At 65.9% G+C, this 26,723-nt stretch carries 16 protein-coding genes; 15 read left to right on the top strand and 1 reads right to left on the bottom strand.

The features are described 5' to 3' along the window. The 10 genes from ACSZPK_RS22240 (at nt 1) to ACSZPK_RS22285 (ending at nt 19,099) form a co-directional block, all read left to right on the top strand. Complete coding sequence (locus tag ACSZPK_RS22240) at nt 1–516, top strand: TadE/TadG family type IV pilus assembly protein (RefSeq protein WP_437883774.1); 516 nt, start codon at nt 1–3, stop codon at nt 514–516. Continuing rightward, nucleotides 513–1,094, top strand: coding sequence for a TadE/TadG family type IV pilus assembly protein (locus tag ACSZPK_RS22245; protein ID WP_437883775.1), 582 nt, complete (start codon nt 513–515; stop codon nt 1,092–1,094). Before ACSZPK_RS22240 ends, ACSZPK_RS22245 begins: the two co-directional genes overlap by 4 nt. Before the next feature lie 140 nt (nt 1,095–1,234). Then, on the top strand, nt 1,235–1,681 hold the full coding sequence (locus ACSZPK_RS22250) for a YbaN family protein (protein ID WP_437883888.1): 447 nt from the start codon (nt 1,235–1,237) through the stop codon (nt 1,679–1,681). 198 nt (nt 1,682–1,879) lie between these two features. Next, entirely contained in the window at nt 1,880–3,490 is a 1,611-nt protein-coding gene (locus tag ACSZPK_RS22255) for a TadE/TadG family type IV pilus assembly protein (protein WP_437883776.1), read from the top strand. 46 nt (nt 3,491–3,536) lie between these two features. Further along, a complete protein-coding gene (locus ACSZPK_RS22260) occupies nt 3,537–12,365 on the top strand; it encodes a beta strand repeat-containing protein (RefSeq protein WP_437883777.1) in 8,829 nt (2,942 codons plus the stop codon). 23 nt (nt 12,366–12,388) lie between these two features. After that, a complete protein-coding gene (locus ACSZPK_RS22265; RefSeq protein ID WP_437883778.1) occupies nt 12,389–14,092 on the top strand; it encodes a TolC family protein in 1,704 nt (567 codons plus the stop codon). Next, the gene (locus ACSZPK_RS22270; RefSeq protein ID WP_437883779.1) at nt 14,082–14,864 is read left to right on the top strand and encodes an efflux RND transporter periplasmic adaptor subunit; all 783 of its coding nucleotides are present in this window, start codon (nt 14,082–14,084) and stop codon (nt 14,862–14,864) included. Before ACSZPK_RS22265 ends, ACSZPK_RS22270 begins: the two co-directional genes overlap by 11 nt. Continuing rightward, nucleotides 14,861–16,216, top strand: a complete 1,356-nt coding sequence (locus ACSZPK_RS22275) for an efflux RND transporter periplasmic adaptor subunit (protein WP_437883780.1) — start codon at nt 14,861–14,863, stop codon at nt 16,214–16,216. Before ACSZPK_RS22270 ends, ACSZPK_RS22275 begins: the two co-directional genes overlap by 4 nt. Beyond that, nucleotides 16,217–18,367, top strand: coding sequence for an HlyD family efflux transporter periplasmic adaptor subunit (locus ACSZPK_RS22280; RefSeq protein WP_437883781.1), 2,151 nt, complete (start codon nt 16,217–16,219; stop codon nt 18,365–18,367). Nucleotides 18,368–18,505: 138 nt separating this feature from the next. Beyond that, complete coding sequence (locus ACSZPK_RS22285; RefSeq protein WP_437883782.1) at nt 18,506–19,099, top strand: biliverdin-producing heme oxygenase; 594 nt, start codon at nt 18,506–18,508, stop codon at nt 19,097–19,099. Nucleotides 19,100–19,220: 121 nt separating this feature from the next. On the opposite strand, the gene ACSZPK_RS22290 is transcribed toward ACSZPK_RS22285, so the two are convergent. Then, nucleotides 19,221–19,430: a hypothetical protein gene (locus ACSZPK_RS22290; protein ID WP_437883783.1), complete on the bottom strand. Its 210-nt coding sequence runs from the start codon at nt 19,428–19,430 to the stop codon at nt 19,221–19,223. 218 nt (nt 19,431–19,648) lie between these two features. Here ACSZPK_RS22290 and ACSZPK_RS22295 point away from each other — a divergent pair, with 218 nt between their 5' ends. The 5 genes from ACSZPK_RS22295 (at nt 19,649) to ACSZPK_RS22315 (ending at nt 26,708) form a co-directional block, all read left to right on the top strand. After that, nucleotides 19,649–20,653: a D-2-hydroxyacid dehydrogenase family protein gene (locus tag ACSZPK_RS22295; protein ID WP_437883784.1), complete on the top strand. Its 1,005-nt coding sequence runs from the start codon at nt 19,649–19,651 to the stop codon at nt 20,651–20,653. A 711-nt stretch (nt 20,654–21,364) separates the two neighbouring features. After that, the gene (locus tag ACSZPK_RS22300; protein WP_437883785.1) at nt 21,365–22,045 is read left to right on the top strand and encodes a polysaccharide lyase family 7 protein; all 681 of its coding nucleotides are present in this window, start codon (nt 21,365–21,367) and stop codon (nt 22,043–22,045) included. 224 nt (nt 22,046–22,269) lie between these two features. After that, on the top strand, nt 22,270–23,094 hold the full coding sequence (locus ACSZPK_RS22305) for a class II aldolase/adducin family protein (RefSeq protein WP_437883786.1): 825 nt from the start codon (nt 22,270–22,272) through the stop codon (nt 23,092–23,094). Nucleotides 23,095–23,102: 8 nt separating this feature from the next. After that, the gene (locus ACSZPK_RS22310) at nt 23,103–24,074 is read left to right on the top strand and encodes an ABC transporter substrate-binding protein (protein WP_437883787.1); all 972 of its coding nucleotides are present in this window, start codon (nt 23,103–23,105) and stop codon (nt 24,072–24,074) included. Between the two features lie 201 nt (nt 24,075–24,275). After that, nucleotides 24,276–26,708, top strand: a complete 2,433-nt coding sequence (locus ACSZPK_RS22315; RefSeq protein ID WP_437883788.1) for a TonB-dependent receptor plug domain-containing protein — start codon at nt 24,276–24,278, stop codon at nt 26,706–26,708. Nucleotides 26,709–26,723 lie beyond the last annotated feature (15 nt).

The following is a 26,723-nucleotide window of genomic DNA, read 5'->3' on the forward strand; positions in this document are numbered from 1 at the left end:
ATGCAGGCGAATTCCCCGAATGCCTGGCTGCGCGACCAGCGTGGCGTCACCGCCGTGGAAACGGCGCTGATCCTGCCGGTCCTGCTGTTCGGCATCATGATGCTCTTCGAGCTGGCGCGCATCGCCCTGATGATCGGCATCGGCAACCTCGCCCTGGAACGCGCGCTGCAGGACTTCCGCCAGGACCGCTCCTTCTACGCCCAGGGCACCGCCGAATTGCAGACGGCCATCGAAGACCGCCTGGTGGAGTCCTCGTACGGTTTTCTCAACGACGAGAACTTCGTCGTCGACGTGCTCGCCTTCGACAACCTGCGCCAGTTCGGCGGCGGTACTGCCGACGAGGACGAAGATGCCAAGGACCACTCGCCGCCGATCCTCAGCGTCACCGTCGACCTGACCCAGCAATTCATGACGCCCCTGCCAGCGCTGTTCGGCCTGGGCGACGGCTTCCAGTACCAGTACCGCCACCTGCTGGGCAACCTGATCAGCGAAACCGAAGAGGACGACGACGAATGAACCGCTTCGACGGACGGCAGCGTGGCAACGCCCTGGTCGAGTTCGCCCTGCTCCTGCCCTTGCTGATCGGCATCGCCCTGGTCAGCACCGACCTGTACAACGTCAGCCAGGCACGCGCCTACCTGGAACAGTCGGCACACAACATCGCCTCGGTCCTGGCGCAGCAGAACAAGCTCGACGAGAACGGCCTGCAAGCCCTGATCGACCAGGCCGCCTCGCCAGACATCCTCGGCAACTACGAGCTGGTCATCAGCAAGGTCTCCATCGACCGCAGCATGACCTGGAACCCGCTCTACCGCGGCAGCCTCGAAGGCCTCTGCCCCAGCTACTCGCAACAAAGACGCTACATCGGCGAGTTGCCCGAAGAGCAGGAAAGCCAGGACGACGATGACGAGGAAAGCACCAGCACGGCCTCGATCATGGTCGTGCAACTGTGCCGCAGCAGTAACGACCTGGCCCTGACCAGCGGCCTGCTGGCCGACAAGGACCTGCACGCCATCGCCTTCAGCCGCATGGCCTACGACGCCCCTGAACTGGACGAGAAGCTCACCGAGGAAACCGGCCTGGAAGAGGACTGAGCAGGCATCATGAAGGCTTCTTAACTTGCCCTGCGCATGACCCCGTCCTACTGTTGCCCGTCCCTCCGAACGAGCTCTCTACGATGCCCTCGCGTGCCCAGTCCAGACGCCGCCCCGCCTCTCGTGCCCGCCTTGCGCGCATGGCGGTCGCCCGACAGGAGCGCCCGCTCATCGTCAACAGCGACAGGCCCCAACTGACGCCACCGACCCGTGGTTTCAAGCGCCTGGCCTACCTGGCCCTGGCGTACGCGAGCCTGGGCTGCGCCATTCTCGGCATCATCCTGCCCGGCCTGCCCGCCACCGAATTCATTCTGCTCAGCGCCTGGGCGGCGACCAAGAGCTCGCCACGCCTGAGCCATTGGCTGCATAACCACAAACTATTCGGCCCGCCCTTACGCAACTGGCGCGACGGTCGCCTGATCAGCCGCAAGAGCAAACTGCTGGCCAGCATGAGCATGAGCCTGTGCCTGGCCATCCTGATCTGGCATCAGCCGCCGCTCTGGGTGCTGCTCTGCGCGGCAGGCGGCATGGGCTGCGGTGCGCTGTGGATCTGGTCGCGACCGGAAGCCAGGCCCCCCCGGGCTTAGAACTGACTTATTGACGCCACGATGAGCGCAGGTCGTTTTTCAACGGCCTGCGGCGAAGGTATGCCGCTCGCCCTGAGCGCTTGCCTTAAGCATTCTTAATGAAGCGCTCATTGATCGATATTGGGAATTATTCCTATCTTTGCATCCCCACGATGCCGCCTGCCTGCAGGCGTTCACGGATAGAAAAGAAAGCCACCCATGATCGACCATTTCTCTCGCTCGCCGTCCCTCATTCGCGCCAGACAGCAGCGCGGCAGCATCGCGCCCTTCATGATCCTGGCCCTGAGTGGCGTCCTGCTGGCCACCGCCTATGCGCTGGATACCAGCCGCATGACCGACAGCGCGTCGCAGGTCAAACGCGCCACCGACGCCGCGGCCATGGCCGTGGGCAACGCCCGCCTGAGCAGCGGCGAGAAATCGCTGGATAAATTGAAAGTCATCGCCGAAGGCTACGTGCTCAACAACCTGGGCATGGACAGCAGCCTGGGCGAGCAGATCAGCCGCGAGAACATCACGCTCAGCGAATCCAGCGTATCCGTCGATGACCAGACACGCGTCCGTTACCGGGTCGACGTGGATTTCCATGCCGATCCTGAACTGCTCGGCGGCGCGCGCCAGGAACTGCAGGTGCATTCCACCGTAGAAGTGCTGCCGAGCGCCCTGGAAGTCGCCCTGGTCCTGCCCAACACCCTCAGCGAAGACGCCAGCAACCTGGCCGTGCTGCGCCGCCTCGGCAACGCCTTCGCCCAAGAGCTGATCAGCGACCGCGACGACGCCTGGCTGTCGCTGGTGCCCTACAGCCAGGCGGTCAGCGTCTACGATGCCGAGCATCCCACCCGCATCCGCCAGTGGGCGGCTTCCGGCGCGCTCAACCCGGTGGAACTGAGTTCGCTGTTCAGCAGCGGCTACGGCAGCCTGGCCGACCGGCGGATGCCCGATCGCCGCGCCAACCTGCTGTGCCTGTATCGGGGTCTGAACCAGGGCGAAAACTACTTCTGGGATCAGGCGCCAGCCGGGCAGTTCAACGTCTACTACCGCGCCGACCTGCCGGAGAATGACACCGTCTACGGCATCACGCCCTACACCATCAGTTGGGTCGGCCCCAACCCTACCTTTGGCCAGGCTTCCGGTGCCAACGACACACGCTACCTGATCGCCGACCGTGGCTGCCCCAGCGCGCCCCTGCTGCCGCTGACCAACGACCTGGACAAGATCGAAGAACGGCTGGACGCAATGTCCACCCGCTTCAACGTCAACTACGCCATCGCCATGGGCTGGGGCGCCATGGCCCTGGCCCCGGCCTTTCGCGGTTCGAGCGGCTGGGGCGCCGAGGACGATTTGCCCAAGGACTTCAAGGACGACGGCGGCGACAGCTACAAGGCCATCGTCATGCTGGTCAACTCCAGCGACCAGGACTGGTTCGACAGCGACGCCTACAACCGCTATGTCGGAGAGACGACCGATGGCTGCCCCAGCGATGGCAGCACATGCAGCAACGAGGCACTCATCACCCGTCGCTTCGCCAACCTCTGTAGCAGCCTGCGCGAGCGCGACGTGCGCGTGTTCCTGATCGTGGTCGGCAACGACGAATCCGAAGACTCCGACGACGATGACGGCAGCATGTCCGATGCCTCGGGCTTTCGCCGCATCGCTGGCGCCGGCCTGAGCAGCTGTGCCGTCGAATCCGACGACCTCACCTACTACAACGGCCGCGACTTCGCCGACGCCGAAGACCGTATCCAGGATCGCCTGGACAAGATCAACGAAGAACTGCTGCAAGCCAGCGCCTATGTCCGGCTGATCGAGTAACGACCGCCCCTTACGTCACCTTCTTCTCCATTCCGGGAAAACCGCCATGACCACTCGCAAACATCCGCAACGCTACGCCCGCGCCCTGGCCCTGGAACCGCGCATCCTGCTCGATGCCGCCGCCGTGGCAACAGCCGCCGAAGTGGTCACTGCCACCGACACCACGCCCGGCGTCACCGCCAGCGGCGTCGCCGCCACCATCAGCATCGACGATGCTTCCGGCCAGCAGAGCATCGACCTGTTCAGCAACGTCAGCGTCAGCCTCGACAGCAGCAGCGAGGAATTGACCGACCTGGTGATCACCGTGGACAGCAGCGGCGCCAACCAGGCACTGATCATCGACGGCAGCACCATCGCCCTGGTCACTACCAGCTACACCAGCACGACGGACAATGCCTACACCTATTCGGTCGCCGTCAGTGGCAACACCACCACCATTACCATCAGCATCGCCTCGTCGGAAACCGGCTACACCGCCGCCGCCACCGCCAGCCTGATCGACAGCATCGCCTACGCGACCCTGGACAATACGGTGGAAAGCGGCACCGTCAACGTCACCCTGAGCACCCTCAGCGACGACAACGACACGGCAACCCTGGACATCAGTTCCTCCATCAGCATCACCAGCACCATCAGCGTGGCCCCTACCCTGAGCGAAGAAAACACCCTGGAAGCCACGGAAAGCTTCAGCATCGACGATGCCGATGACGACACCCAGGTGGTCTACTCCAGCGACGGCAACTATGCCTACGTAGTCAGCAATGGCTCCCTCTCCGTATTCGAAGCGGACGACAGCGGCCGGCTGAGCCTGGTGCAGGAGTTGGTCGTCGACGACCTCGACCAGTTGCGCATTGGCGAGTTGGTGATCAGCCCGGATAACTCGACCCTCTACGTCTATGTCGTCACCGCGTCGGAAACGGTCAGCAACACGGCCAGCATCGTCCAGCTCAACATCGCCGACGACGGCACGGTCAGCTATGCCGCGACCACCTACATCAGCTACGCCGTGCAGTCCGGCGGCGGCCTGGCGATCTCCGACGACGGCCTGTACCTCTACGTCGGCACCTGGATCGACGGCACCCGGGTCTACAGCCTCGACAGCAGCACCGGCGCGCTGAGCGAAAGCTACACCCGGGTATCGACCAGCAACCGCAACAGCATCATCGCCACCAGCGGCGACTATGTTTACGTGGCCTACGGAAACGTCAGCGACCATACCCTGGTGGTCTACTCGCGCAACGATGACGGGTCACTGAGCGAGGTCACCAGCTACCTGTTCTCCAGCACCGGCGGCAGCGTGGATTTCAGCCTGGCGATCTCCGACGACGGCCAGTACCTTTACCTCGCCGACCCCTCGACCGACACGATCAGCGTCTACCAGTTCGACGGCAGCACCCTGACCCTCCTCGAAACGGCCACGCTCGCCAACGTCACCGACATCGCCCTGAGCGACGACGGCAGCCTGCTCTTCGCCTCCAGCTCCGACGACATCCTCACGATCTATGCGGTCTCCGCCGATGGTGCCCTGAGCCAGATCAGCCAGATCGAAGGCGTCAGCGCCGGCGATATCGCCGTGTCCAGCGATGGCCTGTCGCTGCTGGTGGCCGGCAGCAGCGGCGTCACCCGCTACAGCCTGGCGAAGACGCTCAACACCGGCGAATCCGTGACCGTCGCCAGCGGCGTGACGCTCGCCGACAGCAACTCCGACATCCTCAACAGCGGCGCCGGCAACTACAACGGTGCCAGCATCGTCATCACCACCAGCGTCACCGGCGGCACCTTCGACTTCGCCGAAGACAACGGCCTGCGCCTGGCCAACGGCTACATCCTGCGCAACGGCTCGCCCATCGCCAGCTTCACCACCGCCAGCGACGGCACCCTGACCATCACCTTCAGCGCCAACGTCAGCACCGAAGTGGCCAACCAGGTGCTGCAACAGATCACCTACAGCAACGACGACGCCACCGCCGGCAGCTATATCGCCCTGGGCATCAGCGTCAACGACGGCACCCTGACCAGCAGCGTGACCACCGTGACCCTGCGCGTGAACACCCTGCCGCAACTGGATAGCGCGGTCGCCACCGGCTACACCCTGCGCAGCGCCACCAGCGAGACCGCGTACAGCTTCACCCTGTTCTCCGGGCTGTTCAGCGACGCCGACGGCGACGCCCTGACCTGGACGGTCTCCGGCCTGCCGGACGGCCTCACCTTCGACGCCGAGACCCTGACCATCTCCGGCGCGGCCCTGGAGGCCGGCACCTTCACCCTCACCGTGACGGTCACCGATGCCTCGGGCGCCAGTGCCTCGCTGGAACTCAGCCTGGAAGTCGAGCAGATCGCCAACCGTGCGCCGGAGGTCGACAGCAGCGTCTCGACCAGCCTGGCCCTGGCCACCGAAAGCACGGCCTACAGCACCACGCTGGATAGCGCCCTGTTCAGCGACGCCGACAGCCTCTACGGCGACAGCCTGACCTGGACGGTCTCCGGCCTGCCGGACGGCTTCACCTTCGACGCCGACACCCTGACCATCAGTGGCACGTCCAGCACGGTAGCCGACTACACGCTGACCGTCACCGTCACCGACGAATCGGGCGCCACCGCCTCCACCGAGTTGACCCTGCGGGTGATTTCCACCGAGGAAGCCAACAACAACGCGCCGAGCCTGAGCACGGACGACGTCAACCTGACCTATACCGTCGACGGCAACCTGACCGGCTTCAGCCAGTACGTCTACAGCCTGGAACTGTCATCCGACGACAGCACCCTGCTCGTCGTGGGCAGCAGTTCCGGCGGCCATAGCGTAACGCCCTCCGGCAACAGCACGCTGTACGTCTACAGCCGTGACAGCGACGGCAACCTGACCCTGGTGCAGACCTTCGTGCAGGGCACGAGCGACGACGGCGACGCCAGCAACGGCATCGAGATCGACGGCCTGGACAGCGCTACCTCGGCGGTGTATTCCGCCGACGGCCAGTATGTCTATCTGGTGGGCAAGAACAGCTCCGGCACGTACACCGTCACCACGCTACAGGTCAACGACGACGGTACTCTCAGCAGCACCGGCCTGAGCGTGACCATCAGCGACTCATCCACCGTGCGGCAGATGGTGGTATCGGACGACGGCAAGGCGCTCTATATCGTTTCCAACAGCTACCTCTACGCCTACGCCACCGCCGACGACGGCTCGCTGACCCTGCTCGGCAGCTACACCGACGGCATCAGCAGCTCCAACGCACTCACCATCGCCAATGGCGTGGTCTATGTGGCCGGCAGTTCCCGGGTGGCCATCTACACCGTCAACGACGACGGCAGCCTGACATGGGCCACCACCTGGTCCGGCGGCAGCACCTTCATGCGCAGCATCGCCGCCACCGACGACGGCTATGTCTATGTGTCTCGCGGCACATCGGGTATCCAGGTGTTGTATTACGACAAGGACAGCAACACTGTCACCAGCGTGGGCCAGTACGCCTCTTCCACGCAGTTCTGGGGCCTGACACTGTCGGCCGATGGCACGGCGCTCTATGCCGGTCAGAACTCCGGCCCCATTTACGTCTACCAAGTCAATGACGACGGCACATTGACACTTAGCCAGACCCTGGCCAACAGCAGCGGCCGCGCCTTCCGCTTTGCCATGTCTGCCGACGGTTCTTCCATCTATTACGGCGGCTTCTACCTGTTTACCGGGATGGGCCAGATCAGCACGGCCGTCGGCGCCGCCTACACCGAGGGCGGCACCACCTCGCCCTTCTCCGTCATCGAACTGTCCGACGTCGAATACGATGCCCTCAACGACGGTGCCGGCAACTACAACGGCGCCGTCATCAGCGTCGTGCGCAGTGGCGGCGCCAACGCAGCGGACAGCTTCGGCTTCGCCGACGGCAACGACCTGACCTACAGCGACGGCGTGATCTACCTCAGCGGCACGGCCATCGCCACCCTCAGCAACGCGAGCGGCACGCTGACCCTCACCTTCACCGCCGACGTCACGACCGCCACCGCCAACCTGGTGCTGCAACAGATCACCTACAGCAACACCAGCAACGACCCCGGCAGCAGCATCACCCTGGTGCTGTCGCTCAGCGACCAGTACACCACCAGCTCGTTGAACGTGCTGCTGACCGTCGCCGAGATCAACGACGCGCCGACCCTGGAGACCGAGGCCATCGCCGCCACCTACGTGAGCGGCGCCAGCGGCGTGCGGCTGTTCGAAGGCACCAGCGTTTCCGCGCTGGAAGAAGCGCAGTCCATCAGTTCGCTGACCCTGACGGTCGCGGGCGTGAGCAGTGGCGCCAGCGAAACCCTGACCATCGACGGCACCAGCATTGCCCTGGTGGCCGGCACCACCACCACGACCAGCGGCTACAGCGTCACCGTCACCCTGGATGGCAGCACCGCCAGCGTGACCATCAGCAGCAGCGCCGGTATCGCCGTGGCCGATGCGGCCAGCCTGGTGGACAGCATCACCTACAGCAACAGCGCCGACACCAGCGGTAGCCGCACCGTGACCCTGACTGCGGTGAAGGACAACGGCGGCACCTCCAACGGCGGTGTCGACACCACCACCCTGAGCATCGCCACCACGGTGACGCTGAGCGCCACCAACAGCGCCCCGACCCTGACCAGCACGGCGGCAACCGTCAGCTACACCGAGAACGGCGCGGCCACCACGCTGTTCAGCGGCACCAGCGTGTCCACGGTAGAAGGCGGCCAATCGATCATCGCACTGACCCTCAGCGTCAGCGGCGTGACCGATGGCGACAGTGAAACGCTGCTCATCGACGGCACCAGCATCGCCCTGGTCGACGGCACCACCACCACGACCAACGGCTACAGCGTCACGGTCAGCCTCTCCGGCACGACCGCCACCCTGAGCATCACCAGTGCCAGCGGCATCCCCGCCAGCACCCTGGCCACGCTGGTCGATGGCATCGCCTACGCCAACAGCAGCGACGACCCGACGGCGGGCAACCGCAGCGTGACCCTGACCAGCGTGCAGGACAACGGCGGCACCAGCAACAGCGGCAGCGACACCACCACCCTGAACATCGCCACGACCATCAGCGTGGTGGCGGTCAACGACGCGCCAGTGCTGGAAGCCAGCGCCACCACGGCCGTCTACGCCGCCAGCGGCAGCAGCGCGACGCTGTTCAGCGGTACCCAGATCGACCTGGTGGAAAGCGGCCAGACTATCACCAGCATTACCCTGACCGCCTCCGGCCTGCTCAACGGCCGCAACGAGACCCTTCTGGTCGACGGCACCAGCATCGCCCTGGTCGACGGCACCAGCGGCACCACCAGCAACGGCTACAGCTACAGCGTCAGCGTCGATGCCGACGGCGTGGCCACCCTGAGCATCAGCGCCAGCGGCGGCATCGCCGCCGACGCCGCGGCCACGCTGATCGATGGCATCGCCTACGTCAACCTCAGCGGCACCTACACCGCGGGCGAACGCAGCTTCACCCTCAGCGTGAGCGACAGCGGCGGCACCGCCAACGGCGGCAGCGACACCAGCACGCTGGCCAGCAGCGCCAGCCTGACCCTGGTGAACAACAGCGCGCCGGTGCTCGGCAGCACGCCGGACAACGAAACACTGGCCATTATCGAGAGCCTGACGAGCGTCAGCGGTCTCGACGACGTGACCGCCACCGTCCTGAGCAGCGACGGCAGCACCGTGTATGCGGTGTCCAGCGACGGTACCATCGCCATCTTCAGCCGCAACCTGAGCACGGGCGCCCTGGTCTACCTGGAAACCCTCGACAGTGGCCTGAGCGACGTCAGTGACATACAACTGAGCCCGGACGACGGCACCTTGTACGTGCTGGGCAACTCGGGCGACGCCATCGCCATCTTCACCCGCTCCAGCGTCGATGGCAGCCTGGAGGCGGTCCAAGTGCTGGCGACCACCAGCGTGAGCGACTTCGCGGTCGCCGACGATGGCACCCTGTACGTGGTCGACGGCAACTACTCCGGCCTGCTGGTCTACAGCCTCGACAGCGCTGGCCAGTACGTGCTGACGCAGCAGATCAGCGCCTCCGCCAACAGCGAGCCCTACCTGTTCACCGCCGTGGACATTGAGGTAGTGGGCGACTATGTCTACGTCATCACCAACCCGGTCTCCAGCGCCCTGGCCGATACCCTGATCGTCTACACCCGCAACAGCGATGGCAGCCTGGGTGACGCCGTGTACCTGCGCGACAGTGACGACGTCGACCTGAGCGACCCGCTGGACCTGGTCGTTTCCGCCGACGGCAGCACGATCTACGTGGCCACCACCAGCGGGGTGAGCATTTTCACCTTCGCCGATGGCAGCCTGACCCTGACCGGCACCATCGACGGGCTGACCAGCGTCAGCGCCATTGCCCTGGCCGCCGACGGCATCAACCTCTACGTCAGCAGCACCGAGGGCCTCAGCCGCTACGACGTCAGCGACGCCAGCGCCGCCGTCCTCCTGCAAACCCTGAGCGACGTGAGCGGCGTGACCGACCTGAGCGTGGCGGTCAACGGCGCCCTGCTGGCGAGCACCGGCAGCAGCCTGGTCAACCTGCGCACCAGCCTGCCGGCGAGCCTGTCCTTCGCCTACGACGAACAGGGTGAACTGCTGGTCGCCAGCAACCTGACCCTGAGCGACGTGGAACACGACGCCATGAACGACGGCGCCGGCAACTACAACGGCGCCAGCATCAGCATCTCCCGCTCCGGCGGCGCCAACGCCGACGACAGCTATGGCCTGAGCGAAGGCAACGGCCTGAGCCTGGTGGACGGGCAAATCCTCTACGACGGCGTGGCGATCGCCAGCTTCGTCGTGCAGGACGGCACCCTGACCATCACCTTCAGCGCCGATGTGAGCAGCGCCGTCGCCAACGCCGTGCTGCAACAGATCACCTACACCAACACCAGCGACGACCCCGACAGCGCACTGACCCTGGTGCTCAGCGTCAGCGATGGCTACGGCGCGCTCGACAGCGTGGAACTGGCCGTCACTGTCACCGCGATCAACGACGCGCCGACCGCCAGCAGCACCGTACTCAACCCGAGCCACCTGGAAGGCGGCGCGGCGGTGCAACTGTTCCAGGACAGCACGATCTCCGCCGTGGAAGCCGGCCAATCGATCACCTCGCTGACCCTGACCATCGACGGCCTGAGTGACGGCGCCAGCGAAACCCTGACCGTGGACGGCACCCTCATCACCCTGACCGTGGGCACCAGCGGCACCACCACCAACGGCTATGCGTACAGCGTGAGCGTGGACGACAACGGTACCGTCACCCTGCTGATCACTACCGGCAGCGGGATCGACGGCGCCGCTGCGGCCGCGTTGCTCGACTCCATCACCTACGCCAACAGCAGCGACGACCCCACCGCGGGCACGCGCAACATCAGCCTGGTCGCCCTGAGCGACGATGGCGGCAGCGACAACGGTGGCAGCGACAGCGCCACCCTGAGCCTCACCAGCAGCGTCATGGTCCTGGCAGTCAACGATGCGCCGACCCTGACCAGCACCGGCGCCAGCGTCACCCACAGCCTCGGCGGCAGCGCGGTCTCGCTGTTCAGCGACACCAGCATCGACACCATCGAGGCCAACCAGACCATCCTCTCGCTGACCCTGAGCGTGGGCGGCCTGCTCGACGGCGCCAGCGAAACCCTGCTCATCGACGGCACCAGCATCGCCCTGGTGGCGGGCACCAGCGTGGTCAACGGCTACACCATCACGGTGGTCCTCGACGGCGACATCGCGGTCGTCACCATCAGCAGCGACAGCGGCATCAGCACGGCCGACGCCATCGCGCTGATCAACGGCATCGCCTACGCCAACACCAGAGGCACCCCGAGCGAAGGCGTGCGTAACATCACCCTCAACGCCATCCGCGACAGCGGCGGCACCGACAACGGCGGCAGCGACAGCAGCACGCTGGCGATCTTCGCCACGGTCACCGTGAGCGCCACCGAGGACAACACCGACAACGGTGGCTCGGACGACGATGACGACACCGACAATGGCGGCTCGGACGATGGCGACGGCTCGGACGGCGGCGACGACACCGATGATGGCGGTTCTGACGACACCGACAACGGCGGCGCGGACGACGGCGATACCGACAACGGTTCGACTGACAGTGGCAGCACCACTCGGACGGTGACGCCGACCCTGACCACCACACACGGTTTCATCCCATACGGGCCGACGCCCAACCGCGCGTTCGATGTCTCGCCGTTCCGCTTCGACAACGCGGCTGGCAACGTCGCGGCCAGCGTCGAGACCGCCACGAAAACCCCGGCAGCCGGCGCTGGCAGCCATGTGCGCAGCGGCGGCCTGGCCGATGGCCTTGGCTCTCTGAGCCAGCAATTGGCCGAGGCCGATGGCGTACTCACCGACAGTGGCAGCCAGAGCAACCTCGGCAGCTTCAGTTTCGACGGCACCACTCTGCGCAGCAGCGTCGACCCGAGCCAGGGCGACGCCCGCCGCATCAGCCTGCAACTGCCCGTCGAACTGCCCAATGGCGCTACGCCGCAACGCGTCACCCTGGGCAACGGCCTGCCACTACCAAGTTGGGCCTCCTTCGACGCGCGTACCGGCGAACTGAGCATCGACCGCTCGCGCCTGCCGAATGGCACGGTGCTACGCCTGACCCTGATCAGCCGCGACGCCGAGGGCAAAGAGCAACGCACGGCGGTGGAAATCAGCGTCGACCAGACACCCGCCAACGCCCAGCGCGAGGCAACGCAAGCCGTGCAGACGCAAGCCGAATCGCTGCCGCAACGCCTGCGCCAGGAAACCTCCGGCGCCCTGCTCAGCGACGCCCTCGCCCTGCTCGACCAATTGAGCGACCTGGCCGCAGAGCCAGCCGCCGTCACCACCCGCCACATTGCCTGAACACTGCCAAGGACTTTCGACACATGAGCCGTACCACTTTCAACCGTTCCTCCCTGCGCCTGGCCATCGCCTGTGCCACCCTCGGCCTGTCGGCCTGCGCCGTCACCCCAGAGGCGCTGACACCCGAGCAACAGATGGCCGAGGCGCAAAAAGACCGCAACGTGATGTTCGACAGCCAGGAGCCGGTGACCCGTGCGATCAGCCTGGAAGAAGCCATGGCACGTGCCGTGAAGTACAACCTGCAACAACGCCTGGGCCTGATGCAGCGCGCCCTGGAAGACAACAACCTGAGCGCCAGCAACCTCGCCATGCTGCCGCAACTGGCGGCCAGCGCCGGCTGGAAGGGCCGCGACAACGTGGCCGGTTCCTCCAGCGAGTCGGTCAACAGCGGCCAGCAATCCCTGGAACCCTCGACCAGCAGCGACCGCTCCAGCCGCGACGCCAGCCTGCGCCTGTCGTGGAACGTGCTCGACTTCGGCGTCAGCTACTTCAGCGCCAAGGCCCAGGCCAACAAGGTGCTGGCCGCCGAGGAAGCGCGGCGCAAGGTGGTCGCCGACATCGTCCAGCAGGTGCGCGAAGCCTACTGGCAGGCCGCCAGCGCCGAACGCCTGCAACCTGAAGTGACTCGCGCCCTGGCCGATGCCCGTGGCGCCCTGGAGCAGGCTCGGCAGACCGAGCGCCAGCGCCTGGTCGCGCCGCTCGAAGCGCTGCGCTACCAGAAGAGCCTGCTGGAAATGATCCGCCAGCTGGAAGTGGTCGAGGGTGAACTGGCCATCGCCAAGTCGCGCCTGGCCGGCCTGATGAACCTGCCGCCGGCCAGCAACTATGCCCTGGTCCTGCCGAACGAAGCGAGCTACGCCCAGCCGACCCTGGCCTACAACCTGGCCGACCTGGAAGTCACCGCCATGACCCAGCGCCCGGAGATCCGCAGCGAGAGCTACCAGGCGCGCAACGCCGTGCTGGAAACCCGCGCGGCGATGCTCAAGCTGCTGCCGGGGGCCAACCTGTTCGTCGGCGCCAACTACGACAGCAACAGCTACCTGGTCAACAACAACTGGGCCGACGCCGGCATGCAGGTGAGCTGGAACCTGTTCAACGTGCTCGCCTACCCGACCATCAAGAAGACCGGCGAAACCCGCCTGCAGGTCGCCGAACTGCGCCGCCAGGCCATGCGCATGGCGGTGCTGACCCAGGTCAACGTCTCCTGGCGTGAATACGAGCGCTCCAGCCAGGTGTTCGCTCGCTCCAATGAACTGCAACAGGTCCAGCGCGGCATCTTCCAGCAGAGCGAGAGCGCCTATTCCAGCCAGGCCCAGAGCCGCCTGGAACGCGTGCGCACGGCCACCGAGACGGTGCTCGCCACGCGTACCCGCGACCGTGCCTTCGCCGAACTGCAGGTCGCCCATGGCGCGGTGTACCAGGCCGCCGGCCTCGACCCGCTGCCCGAGCGCATCGCCGGCAGCAGCATCGACGAGCTGACCCGCGCCATCGTCGGCAACAGCCGGCAACTCGACCAGGGCCTGGGCAAGGTGCCGGCCGGCATCGCCAACGCCCAGCAACTGGCCTACGGCATCCCGGCTCCGGCTGCGTCAGCCGCCGCTCGGGCCCCGCTGGTCGCCCAGGCCCCAGGCACGCAAGTCACCACTCTGCGCCTGGACATGTGGGAAAGCCTCGGCTCCCTGCGTGGCGCCGAACTGGTCCCCGTGGAGCACGTCAATGGCCGCTGACCGCGCCCCGTCGATGGAGGGCCGCTGGCCTTCCATCCTGGCGATCCTGATCGCCACCTGTGCCAACCTGGCCCATGCTGATGAGCCGAACGGCGAACCGAACGGCGAACTGCGCGTGCAGCTCAGCCCGATCCGCCAGACCGTGCTGTCCAGCGAGATCGCCGGCAAGCTGATCGAACTGTCGGTCAAGGAAGGCGAGGCCTTCAAGAAGGGCCAGAACCTGGCGGCCTTCGACTGTTCGGTACAACGCGCCCAGCTCAGTCGCAGCGCGGCGGTGCAGAATGGCGCGCAGAAGAAACTCGACGTGGCCAGGCGTCTCGACGCCCTGGCCTCGATCAGCCAGAGCGAAGTCGCCCAGGCCCAGGCCGACATGGCCGTGGCCCAGGCGGAAAGCAGCGTCGGCCAGGCCATGCTCAAGCGCTGCACAATCAGCGCGCCCTTCGACGGTCACGTCGCGCGGCGCCTGGTGCAGCGCTGGCAGCACGTCGCCGAGGGCACCGAGTTGCTGGATATCTACGACGACAGTGCCTACCAGCTGGAACTGATCGTGCCGTCGGCCTGGTTGTCCTGGCTCAAGCCCGGCCAGGACTTCGAGGTGCGCCTGGACGAAACCGGCCAGCGCTACCCGGCCAAGGTCGAGCGCCTGGGCGCGGTGATCGACCCGCTCAGCCAGTCGCTGAAAATCTTCGCCCGCATCACCGGCGACAACGCCGGCCTGCTGCCCGGCATGAGTGGCGTCGCCCTGCTGCAACCCGCGGCGCAAGACCAATGAACGCCACGGTTTCCCCCTTGCACGACAAGCGCACCGAGCGCCTGGCCCTGCTGCTGCAACTCGAACGCCGCGCCCGCGCCCGCGATGACATCGCCGGCCTGGGCTTCCTGATGGTCAATGACAGCCGCCAGTTGCTCGACTATCAGGAGGCCTTCCTGTGGCAGGCCGATGAGCAGCGGATCGTCGCCTGCTCCGGCCTGGCCCAGGTCGAAGCCAATGCGCCGCTGATGCTGTTCCTCGCCCGCCTTTGTCGTCATTGGGAACTGCACCCGGAGCCGGGCGAACTGCGCGACCTCGGCGCGCCGGACGCCCCCGCCGAGCTGCGTGACGAGTGGCCGCACTACCTGGCGGCGCAGTTGCTGTGGTTGCCGTTGAATGACCGCGACGGCCAGCGTATCGGCAGCCTGCTGCTGAACCGCGAGCAAGCGCTGCAACGGGCCGACCGCGCCCTGCTGGAGCTGTTGCAGGATGCCTACGCCCATGCCTGGAGCGCCCTGCGCGGCAACCGTCCGCAGTCGCTGCGCGGCCTGTTGCGCAAACGCCCCCGGCGCCTGCTCGTGGCGGGCGCGGTAGGCGCATTGCTGCTGGCCGTCCTGCCGGTGCACCAGAGCGTACTGGCGCCAGCCGAGCTGGTCGCCCGCGAGCCCGCGGTGCTACGCGCGCCCCTGCAAGCCGTGGTCGAGCGGGTGCTGGTGCAGCCCAACCAACTGGTCAAGGCCGGCGAGCCGCTGGTGCAATTGGACCGCCGCGAACTGGAAAGCCGCCTGGAGTCGGCGCGCCAGGTCCTCACGGCTGCCGATGCCCAGCTCCGGCAGACGCGCCAGCAGGCCCTGTTCGACGAGCGCGCCAAGGCCGCTCTGGCCGAACTGACCAGTCGCCGTGACCAGGCCCGGGTCGACCAGACATTCCTGCAGGACAACCTGCAGCGCAGCCTGATCCTCGCCCCCCGCGACGGCGTGGCGATATTCGACGATCCAAGCGACTGGATCGGCCGCCCGGTCAACCTCGGCGAGCGCATCATGCAGGTCGCCGATCCCCACGACACGCGCCTGGAAATCCAGCTGCCGGTGGCCGACGCCATCGCCCTGGATAACGGGGCCGAGGTGCGCCTGTTCCTCAACAGCCTGCCCGGCAGCCCGTTGCCGGCAACGCTGGAGCGCTATGGCTACCGCGCCTCTCCGGCGGCTGACGGGACCATGGTCTACCGCCTGCTGGCCGGCTTCGACGAAGCCGACCCGCGCCTGCGCGTCGGCCTCAAGGGCACGGCCAAGTTGTACGGCGAGCGCACCCTGCTGATCAATTACCTGCTGCGCCGGCCACTGGCCGCCCTGCGTGCACACCTGGGTTGGTAAATGAACGCACCTGTGAACCTGCCGCCAGCCAGCAGCGCGCAACGTTTGCCGGCGTTACGCCGCAGCCTGCGCCTGCACCCCGGCCCGTGCGGACGAGACGGCTCGCCGAGCTGGACCCTGGAGGACGGCACGCGCGGCCGTTTCTTCCGCATTGGCTGGGCCGAGGCGGAAATCCTCTCGCGCTGGTCGCTCGGCAATGCCCCGGCCGTGGCGCAAGCGGTGAGTGCCGATACCCCCCTCGCCCTGACCCGCGAAGACGTCGAGGCCTTCGTCCAGTTCCTGCGCGCCAGCCAGTTGCTCGAAGTCAGCGGCGATGCCGCGCTCAAGGACCTGGGCCAGCGCAGTGCAGCGGGCAAGAGCAGTGGCTGGGCGGCCTGGCTGCTGAGCAATTACCTGTCGATCCGCATTCCGCTGATCCGCCCGGACCGCTTCCTGTCGCAGACCTATCGCTTCGTCGCCCCGTTGTTCAGCCGTGGCTTCGCCCTCGCCACGCTGCTCGCCGCCCTGCTCGGCCTGTACCTCGCGGCCCGCCAGTGGGACAGCTTCGTGCACACCTTCCTGCACTTCTTCAGCCTGGAAGGCGCCGTGCTGGCCGCGGCGACCCTGAGCGTAACCAAGATCCTGCACGAGTTCGGCCACGCCTACACCTGCAAGCACTATGGCTGCCGGGTGCCGACCATGGGCGTGGCCTTCCTGGTCCTGTGGCCGGTGCTCTACACCGATGCCAGCGGCGCCTGGCGCCTGACCCGCCGACGCCAGCGCATGGCCATCGGCGCCGCCGGCATGGGCGTGGAGCTGTGCCTGGCGGCGTGGGCCACCCTGGCCTGGAGCTTCCTGCCCGACGGCATGCTGCGCAGTGCCGCGTTCATGCTCGCCAGCACCACCTGGATCATGACCCTGGCGGTCAACCTCAATCCGCTGATGCGCTTCGACGGCTACTTCCTGTTCTCCGACCTGATCGACGTGCCCAACCTGCAGGAACGCGCCTTCGCCCTGGCCCGCTGGCGCCTGCGCGAGGCATTGTTCGGCTTCGGCGAGGCACCGCCCGAATACTTTCCGGCCGCGCTGCAACGCGTTCTGCTGGGCTACGCCTTCGCCACCTGGGTCTACCGCTTCTTCCTGTTTCTCGGCATCGCCCTGCTGGTCTATCACTTCGCCTTCAAGCTGCTCGGCCTGCTGCTGTTCGCGGTCGAGATCGTGCATTTCATCCTGCGCCCGATCTGGGGCGAACTGCGCCACTGGCACCAACGCCGCAAGGACTACCGCATGAACCGCAACACCCTGATATCCGCTGGCGTCCTGCTGGGCGGCCTGTTCCTGCTGGCTTGGCCGTGGCGCAGCCAGGTCGAGGCACCGGCCCTGCTGCGGGCCGAGCAGCAGGCCATTCTGCTGGTCCCGACCGGGGCGCGCCTGGCCCATATCGATGCACGGGCCGGGCAGCGGGTGACCGCCGGGCAGACGCTGTTCAGGCTGGAATCCACGGAGTTGCGGCATGAAGAAGACAGCCTGGAACGCGAGATCGAACGCCTGCGCCAGCAAAGCAGCCTGCAGGTGCGCGCCGACGAAGACGCCGCCCGCCAGGCCGTGGCCCTGGAAGAACTGCGCGTGGCCCTGGAACGCCGCCAGGCCTTGCGCCAGCGCCTGGAACAATTGCAGGTCAGAGCGCCCTTCGATGGCGTGCTGGCCGACCTCGCCGAACCGCTTGCCGAAGGCGAGTGGCTGCCGCCCGGCGAATGGCTGGGTACATTGACCGGCAATGCTGGCGAGCGCGTCGAGGCGTTCGTTGGCGAAGCGGATCGCGAGCGCCTGCAAGTCGGCGCCGAAGCCTGGTTCCTGCCCGAAGACCCCGGCCGTCCGCGTCGCCGCCTGGTCGTCGAAGACATCGGCCAGACCGCCGTGCGCCAGCTCACCGCCGCACCGGAACTGGCCTCGGTCTATCAGGGCCGGCTGGCCAGCCAATTCGACGAACACCGCGTACCAGTCCCCGAGCAAGCGCTGTATCGCGTGCAACTGCGCCTTCAGGACGCGCATGCCGATGGCACGCCCCAGGCCCTGCGCGGCAACGCCAGCATCGACGCCGACGCACGCAGCCCGTTGCTGCAAGGCTGGCGCTATGTGTTGACCGTGCTGATCCGCGAGTCGTCGTTCTAGGGTCTGTTGACGTGTCAGAACGACAACAGCCCCGAGCGTGCCGCTTTAAGCATTCTTAATGATCCCGCGATTGTCCCGGAGCGCTACGCTGCCCATCATCGCAGGCACTGCAACTTCCCGAGCGGATACACCGAAGCCATGAACGCCATCGTCCAGCACGCCCCCGAACTGCCCCTGAGCAAACGCCTGAAAAGCGGCACCACCAACGACCACGACAGCGTCGACAGCCTGGTCATGGGCTCGCAGCCGTTCCAGGACCTGAACCGCTACGGTCGCTTCCTGCTGCTGCAACATCGCTTCCATGGCGCGATCAACGCGCTGTACCAGGACCCGGCGCTCAACGCCCTGCTGCCCGGCCTGAGCGAACTGCCGCGCTTCGACGCGGTATGCGCCGACCTGCGCGACCTGGGCCTGGACGTTCCCGCCACACCCGCAGCCGTACACCCGGCCAGCAGCTACGCCGCCCTGGGCTGGCTGTACTGCAGCGAAGGCTCGAACATCGGCGCCGCCTTCCTGTTCAAGGAAACCCAGCAGATCGGCCTCGGCGCCGACAACGGTGCGCGCCACCTGGCCGCCCACCCGGACGGCCGCAAGCTGCACTGGCGCCAGTTCGTCGCCCTGCTCGACGGCCTCGAACTCAGCGGCGAGCAACAGGCCCAGGCGATCCAGGGCGCGCGCGATGCGTTCGATTTCTACAAGGCGGCGTTGAAGGATGTGTTCGCGGGCGTGTAAGCCGAAGCCCCGCGATCAGAAACGCTGGCGGCTGGAAGACTGAAGCACCCGCCACGGCGTGAACGGGCGCCTCGGCCGTCGATGTGCGCTCCAACTTGCGGCTTGTGGCTTACAGGTGCCGCTATTGCCCAACCCTGTTGAGCAGCGTTCGTTGCAGATCGGTCATCACCGTCTCCAGCAGAACGCTGTTGCGCAACTGGCCATGGCTGACCGTGCGGCTGGCGACCAGCTTGCCGTCGTGGTCCTTGCAGAAGATACCGAGGCCGTTGCCGGTTTCCTCGCTGAGGATTTCGTAATGGCCCTTGGTGGCCTGGATCAGTTGCGTGAGCATCCGTTGCATCGCGTCGTACTCGAAGGTGCATGTCGCTTCGAGTCGGCCCTTGTTGGAAAGTGCCGTGCCTAGCTCATCAGTACTAAGCTCGCGTCGATGCTCGGCAACGACAGCCTGGAATACTCCGTACCTCCTCTCCCGACGCCGCTCGAAGCATGTCGCGGCCTCTGCCAACACGCGTATGCTGGTCAGCCTGAGCCCCCGACCAGGAGCATACGATGACCGCCCCCATCCCCTTTTCCGGCAATCATCCGGACGCACCGCTACGTTGCGTCATCCTCGACGACTACCAGCACGTGGCCTTCGCCATCGCCGACTGGAGCCAGATCGCAGCGCGTATCGGCATCGAGCGTTTCGACCATCACCTCGGCGACGCCGATAGCGTCGCCGAGCGCTTGGCCGACTATGACGTGATCATCGCCATGCGCGAACGCACGCCATTCGATGCCGGCCTGCTGGCGCGCCTGCCCCGCCTCAAGCTGCTGGTCACCACCGGCATGCACAATGCGGCCATCGCCATGCAGGCCGCCGCCCGCCTGGGCATCACCGTGTCGGGAACGCGCGGCGTGGTCGGCCCGGCAGCGGAGATGACCTGGGCCCTGTTGCTCGGTCTGGCTCGCCATATCCCCACGGAAACCGCCAACCTGCGCGCGGCCGGAACGCAGTGGCAGAAATCCGTGGGCTTCGACCTGCAGGGCAAGGTGCTCGGTATCGCCGGCCTGGGCAAACTCGGCAAACGGGTCGCCGGCTATGGGCGGGCCTTTGGCATGCGCGTGGTCGGCTGGTCGCGCTCGAACACGCCGGAAATCAGCGCGGAACTGGGTATCGAATACGCGGCCTCGCTGGACGAACTGTTGCGGGTCAGCGATGTGCTGAGCCTGCACCTGCCACTCAACGAACACACCCGTGGCATCGTCGGCGCTCGCGAATTCGCCCTGATGAAGCGCGGCGGCATCCTGCTCAACACTTCGCGCGGGCCGCTGGTGAGCGAGCCGGCGCTGCTTGCCGCCCTGCAGGACGGCACGCTGTACGGCGCCGGCCTGGATGTGTTCGACCAGGAGCCGCTGGCGGCCGATCATCCCCTGCGCCACCTGCCCAATGTGGTGGCGACGCCGCACCTGGGCTACGTCACCGACGACACCTACCGCACCTTCTTCCCCGACGCGCTGGAGAGCGTGCGCGCCTGGCTCGACGGCGCGCCCGTCAGGGTGCTGAACGGCTGACAGCAGCGCCGGGCACGCCGCCGCCCCGATGAGGCTCAGTGGCCAGGCACCAGCAGATCCTCGAGGGTCGACCAGGGTCGTTCACGATCGCCCTGGCCAACGGCCTGTTCCTGGCCCGTAGCGCCACTTTTCGCACGCCGCTCGCCTCATGGCGCGGGTCAGTTTTCTTGAATCGCCCTTTCATGGGTGTCACCCGATTCCTCATCTGCTGCGGTCTTGTCGCAGTGGACCACACGATGCTCTTTCCCGCTTCCCTGTTTCCTGCTCCGGCTCGTTCGGGTGCTGAAAAAACGATGTGCCATTTTTTGCCAAAAGTGACCATAACGGATACTGGCAAATAGCCTATATACCGCGCCACGCCTAGCTCTCAGCGCTTTCAGCCGTCGTCATCGGGCAACTTTTCTGGCCCTCTCGCGGCGCCCGAAAAAACAGACGAACCTGAAAAAACCTTACCCATCAGTAAAGGCCTATTTATTCATCGAAAATAGTCATTTTTATGGCGCCAATAAATAGACGAACGGCGCTTACCTTTACCTGACGAGAATCCTATAAAACACCCGTGATCACCGCGAAGCCTCTGGCACGGGGGATACGGCGAGCGATCACGCGATACTCATCGCGCGTGAATGAATCCGGCAACCACTGCGGATTCTGTCCAGGACGACCCATGGCGAATGAATTTTTGATTCCTGCACCGGAGCCGCCCCCATCATGATCGACCTCAGCACCTGGAACCTCAGCATCCCCGTCGGCACCCCGGCCACCACCATCACCACCACCCAGTTGACTGGCGGTTATCAGGACGACTATTTCAAGGCCGCCAATGGCGCCCTCTTCTTCTGGGCGCCGGTCACCGGCACCACCACCAAGAGCGCCAAGTACCCGCGCAGCGAATTGCGCGAGACCTATGCCGACGGCACGCTGCGCAACTGGAAATACCAGGATGCCGACAACACCCTCGATGGCACCCTGAAAGTCACCCAGGTGCCCTCGACGGGCAAGATCGTCATCGGCCAGATCCACAATGCCGAAGGCGACAACCCTCCGGTCAAGCTGTCTTACCAGTACAAGACAAGCACCGGGACCGGCAACATCGTCGCCCTGGTACGTCTCAAGCCCAGCGACGACACCACCAGCTACACCCTCGTCAAAGGCGTGGCGCTGAACCAACTGTTCTCCTACACCATCCGCCTGACCCCGAGCGGCACCCTGGCGATCTACGTGAAACCCTCGTCCAGCGCCGCCACCGTGAAATGGAGCGACAAACTGGATAGCACCTGGAAAGCCAGCACCCTGTACTTCAAGGCCGGCTCCTATGTGCAGGACAACGCGGGGGATGCCAGCGAAGCCGGCGCGGTGAGCTTTACCAACCTGGTGATCAAGCACAGTTGATCACCGTGGCTGGCGGCGTCAGGCCCGCAGCGGCCGTTCTTCATATGCAAAAAATAAATAATAACCCTATACCTAAATAATATTTTCAAAAGATATAGCGCTTCATTAGATTCGTCTCACCCGACCCCTCGCACGGTGGAGGCTCAGAAGAAACGAAGCGCGCGAGGAGCAATGCCAAGTCCTCTCATGCGCGTTCGATAACGAACATGACCGTGAGAGCATCCATGACCACTGCCTTCGACCAAAGCATCTACCGCCTGCCTTACGCCGATAATCGCCTCACCCTGGGCGCAGTGCCGAAAAATCCGGACCTGCTCGCCGAACGCCTGCACCGCAAGCAGCGCCTCGCCGCATCCTATCGATTGTTCGCCGAACTCGGCTTCGAAGTCGGGGTGGCCGGGCACTTCACCGCCCGCGACCCGGTCGAGACCGGCCACTACTGGATCAACCCGCTGGGCGTGCCGTTCTCGCAGATCAGCGTGTCGCACCTGTTGCGCGTCGACCAGGACGGCAAGGTGGTCGAAGGCGATGGCGTGCTCAACACCAGCGCCCTGGACCTTCACGACCAGTTGCAGCGGGCCCGCCCGGACGTGGTCGGCATCGCCCATGTGCATGGTTTCCATGGCCGCGTGTTTTCCTCCCTGGGCAGGCTGTTGCAGCCGATCACCGCAGAGTCCGCCGCCTTCGTCGACGATCAGGTGATCTTCGTCCGCCACGGCCTGCGCGCCGCCGACGGCCGCCTGGAGCAGGACCGCGAAATCGTCACCCGCGCCTTCGTCGAGACCTTCGCCGAGCACAACCTGCTGGTCTGGCAGAACCATGGCCTGTGGACCACCGGGCAAACGGTGGAAAGCGCGGCCTGGCGCTTCATCCAGGCCGACGACAGCGCACGCGCCCACCTGCTCGCCTTCGCCGCCGGGCAGCCGGTGATTCCCGAACTCGATCCGGCGGACGCGCCCTCGCGGGAGCGCCATGAATTCTTCGGCTGGCTGAACTTCCTGCCGCTGTGGGATCGCATCGTCCGCGAACAGCCCGACCTGCTGGAGTGAGCCGCGCCATGCACACCCTCCTGTCGCGCCGCGAGCTGTTGAGCAGCGCCAGCCTCCTGGCCCTGGGTGCGGCGCTGCCTGCCGCGCTCATGGCCGAGCCCCAGGAAGCCCTGCGCGTCTGGCGCTACAAGAGCACCGCCGCCTACTACCTGGAGGACGCCGGGCAGGCGCAGACACCGTACCCCATCGAGTGGGTCGACGTGGCCGGCGGCAACCTGGTGCTGGAGGCGTTGACCAGCGGTGCCCTCGACTACAGCTTCATGAGCGAGATCCCGCCGATCTTCGCCAGTGTCGCCCATGCGCCGCTGGTACTGATCGCCAGCTACAGCGGCGACAACAACAAGACCGGCATCGTGGTCAAGCGCGGCAGCGGCATCCGCAGCGTCGCCGACCTCAAGGGCAAGCGCGTCAGCTACGTGCGGGCGACCAACACCCACTACCTGGTGCTCAACATGCTCAAGCGCAACGGCCTGGCCCTGAGCGATATCCAGGCCGTGCCGCTGCCGTCCCAGGACGCCCTGACCGCGTTTCAGAACGGCCACCTCGACGCCCTGGTCACCGGCGGCGTCAGCGCCATCTACGCCGAGGCGCACATGGATGGCGTCATCCTGGAGAATGCCGAGGGCTACTACTCCGGCAACTACCTGATCGCCACCACCCGCCAGGCCCTGGAGAAACCCGGCAAGCGCGAAGCCATCGGCGACTTCCTGCGCCGGGAAAAAGCCACCTGGGACTGGATCGAACATCACCCCCGACAGTGGGCAGAACGCAGCGAGGCGCTGACCGGCATCCCGCGCGAGCTGTACCTCAGGCAGTTCGAGCAACGCACCCAGCCGGCCCGCCTGAAACCTGTGGACAACACCGCCATAGCGGCCCAGCAGCAAGTCGCCGACCTGTTCTTCGAGAGCGGCCTGATCCGCCAGCAGGTCGATGTGAAACCGCTGTGGGACGACAGTTTCACCCCAGTGCTGGACGGCTGAACGCCCGACCGGCCCCTTTCATCGTACCGGCACGCGTCGGCCGAAACCGCCAACCACTTCGGACGGGCATTCCTGCACCGGAGGGCTGACTTTGCCCGGATTCGGCGCGCCAACCGCCGACGAGGCAGCAAGAAACGGCGTCCGCCCACCCCTGCACCCGGGTAGGCGGACATACAAGACCTTTACGCCTTAGGAACATCGATGAAGTCCACTTGCCTCCCCCATGTCGCGCCAGCCTTGCTGGCCGGCTTCCTGATCACCCCGCTGGCCGAGGCCGCGCAGAGTGACCAGGCCCTCGACACCGTCATCGTCACCGGCTCGCGCGGCAGCGAAGCGCGCACCGTTACCACCAGCCCGGCGCCGATCGACGTGATCGACGGCAAGCAACTGGAGAAAGACAGCTCCGGCAGCCTGCGCAACGCCTTGCAGAAGGCCCTGCCGTCGTTCTCCCAGCGCCCGTCCGGCTCGTCCAACGACAGCATCGCCAGGCCCTACAGCCTGCGTGGCCTCAACGGCTCCAACGTGCTGGTGCTGGTCAACGGCAAGCGCCGCCACAACAGCGCGGTGATCAACCTCGACACCACCGCCGCCTATGGCACCAACCCGGTCGACCTGGACATGATCCCGGTCAGCGCCGTCGACCATATCGAGGTGCTGCGCGACGGTGCCTCGGCCCAGTATGGTTCGGACGCCATCGCCGGGGTGATCAATATCATCCTCAAGCAGCAGGACAATGGCGGTTCGCTCAGCACCCAGTACGGCGAGTACTACAAGGGCGACGGCGGCACCATTCGCCAGACCTTCAACAAGGGCCTGGAACTGGGCGCCAACGGCGGCTTTCTCAACCTGTCGCTGGACGCCAAGTCGCAGCAGACCGCCGTGCGCTCGCGCGATGCCACCGGCAACCTGTACTTCGCCGGCGACTCGCGCAACGACACCGCCGACCGCGAGGTACAGAAGAACGGCCTGCCGAAGATCAAGGCGATCAACCTGGGCTACAACGCCGAACTGCCGATTGCCGATGACCTGACCCTGTATTCCTTCTCGACCTTCAGCAAGCGCGACGCCCGTGGCGGCCAGAACTACCGGCGGCCCAACTCGACCAACATCATCCCCGAGATCTACCCGGACGGGACCGCGCCCTTCTATACCCTGGAAGAAACCGACTACCAGGCGGCCGCGGGCGCCAAGGGCAAAGTCGTCGAGTGGAATTGGGACCTGAGTTCCACCTTCGGTCGCGCCAAGGGCCAGGCGGGCACCGACGAAAGCCTCAACGCCTCGCTGGGTCCGAGCAGCCCGACCCACTTCGACACCTACAGCAATCTCTTCGACCAGTGGACCAACAACCTCGACGTCACCCGCGCCTTCGAGATCGGCCTGCCCAAGCCGCTGCAGGTCTCCTGGGGCGCCGAGCACCGCCACGAGCGCTACAAGACCGAGTCGGACGACCCGCTCTCCTACATCAACGGCGGCTACGTCTACAGCAGCGGCCCACTGGCCGGCCAGCCCGCTGCGGTAGGCGCCCAGGGCGCCATCACCCTGACCCCGGAAGACGCCGGCCAGGCCAGCCGCAACAGCTACGCCACCTATGCCGACCTGGGCATCAACCCGACGGAAAAACTCTACCTGGGCGTGGCCGGGCGCTTCGAGAAATACGACGACAGCGCCGGCAACACCACCAGTGGCAAGTTCACCGCCCGCTATGACTTCACCCCGACCTTCGCCCTGCGCGGCACCTTGAGCAACGGCTTCCGCGCACCTTCGCTGTCACAGTCGGTGTACGCGCAGACCTCCAACCAGTACACCTCGGTCGGCGGCGTGGCGCAGTTCGTCGAAGCCAAGACCCTGCGCGTCGACTCGCCGCTGGCCAAGGCCCTCGGCGCCGAAGACCTGAAGCCGGAGAAGTCGCGCAACATCAGTCTTGGCCTGACCTGGAAACCACTGCCCCAGGCCAACGTCACCCTCGATGCCTACCAGATCGAGATCCGCGACCGCATCGCCCTAACCGGTTTCCTCTACGGCGCCGGGGTCGACACGGCCCTGGTCAACTACGGCTACAAGGCCGGCTACCGGGTGAAGTACTTCACCAACGCCGCCGACACCACCACCCGTGGCGTCGACCTGGTGACCGACTACAAGGTCGACTACGGCCGCTTCGGCCAGGTCAAGTACGGCGTGGCCTTCAACTACAACAAGACCGAGATCGACGCCATCAAGGAAACCCCGTCCAGCCTGCGCGCGGCGGGCAACAATCTGGAGCTGTTCGACCGGGTCGCCCAGGGCTACCTGACGGTCGCCAACCCGAAGACCAAGCTGATCCTCAGCGCCGACTGGCAGATCGAACGGTTCACCATCAACGCCGCCGTGACCCGCTACGACAAGGTCGTGGCCCGCGATGCCAACCCGGTCTACGACGTGACCTACGGCGCCAAATGGCTGACCGACCTGGAGGTCGCCTACGCCGCCACCGACAACCTGGAAGTGGCGGTCGGCGCCAACAACCTGTTCGACGTCAGAGCCGACGACAACGGCTACCCGGCCGGCGACATCAACGGCTTCCCGCGCTTCGGCAGCATCTCGCCGTTCAACCCCTACGGCGGCTTCTGGTACGCCCGCCTCGCCTACAACTTCTGACCACGCGCGTCTGCG

It is taken from the genome of Pseudomonas sp. LRF_L74, from assembly GCF_965644255.1.
Classification (GTDB): domain Bacteria; phylum Pseudomonadota; class Gammaproteobacteria; order Pseudomonadales; family Pseudomonadaceae; genus Aquipseudomonas.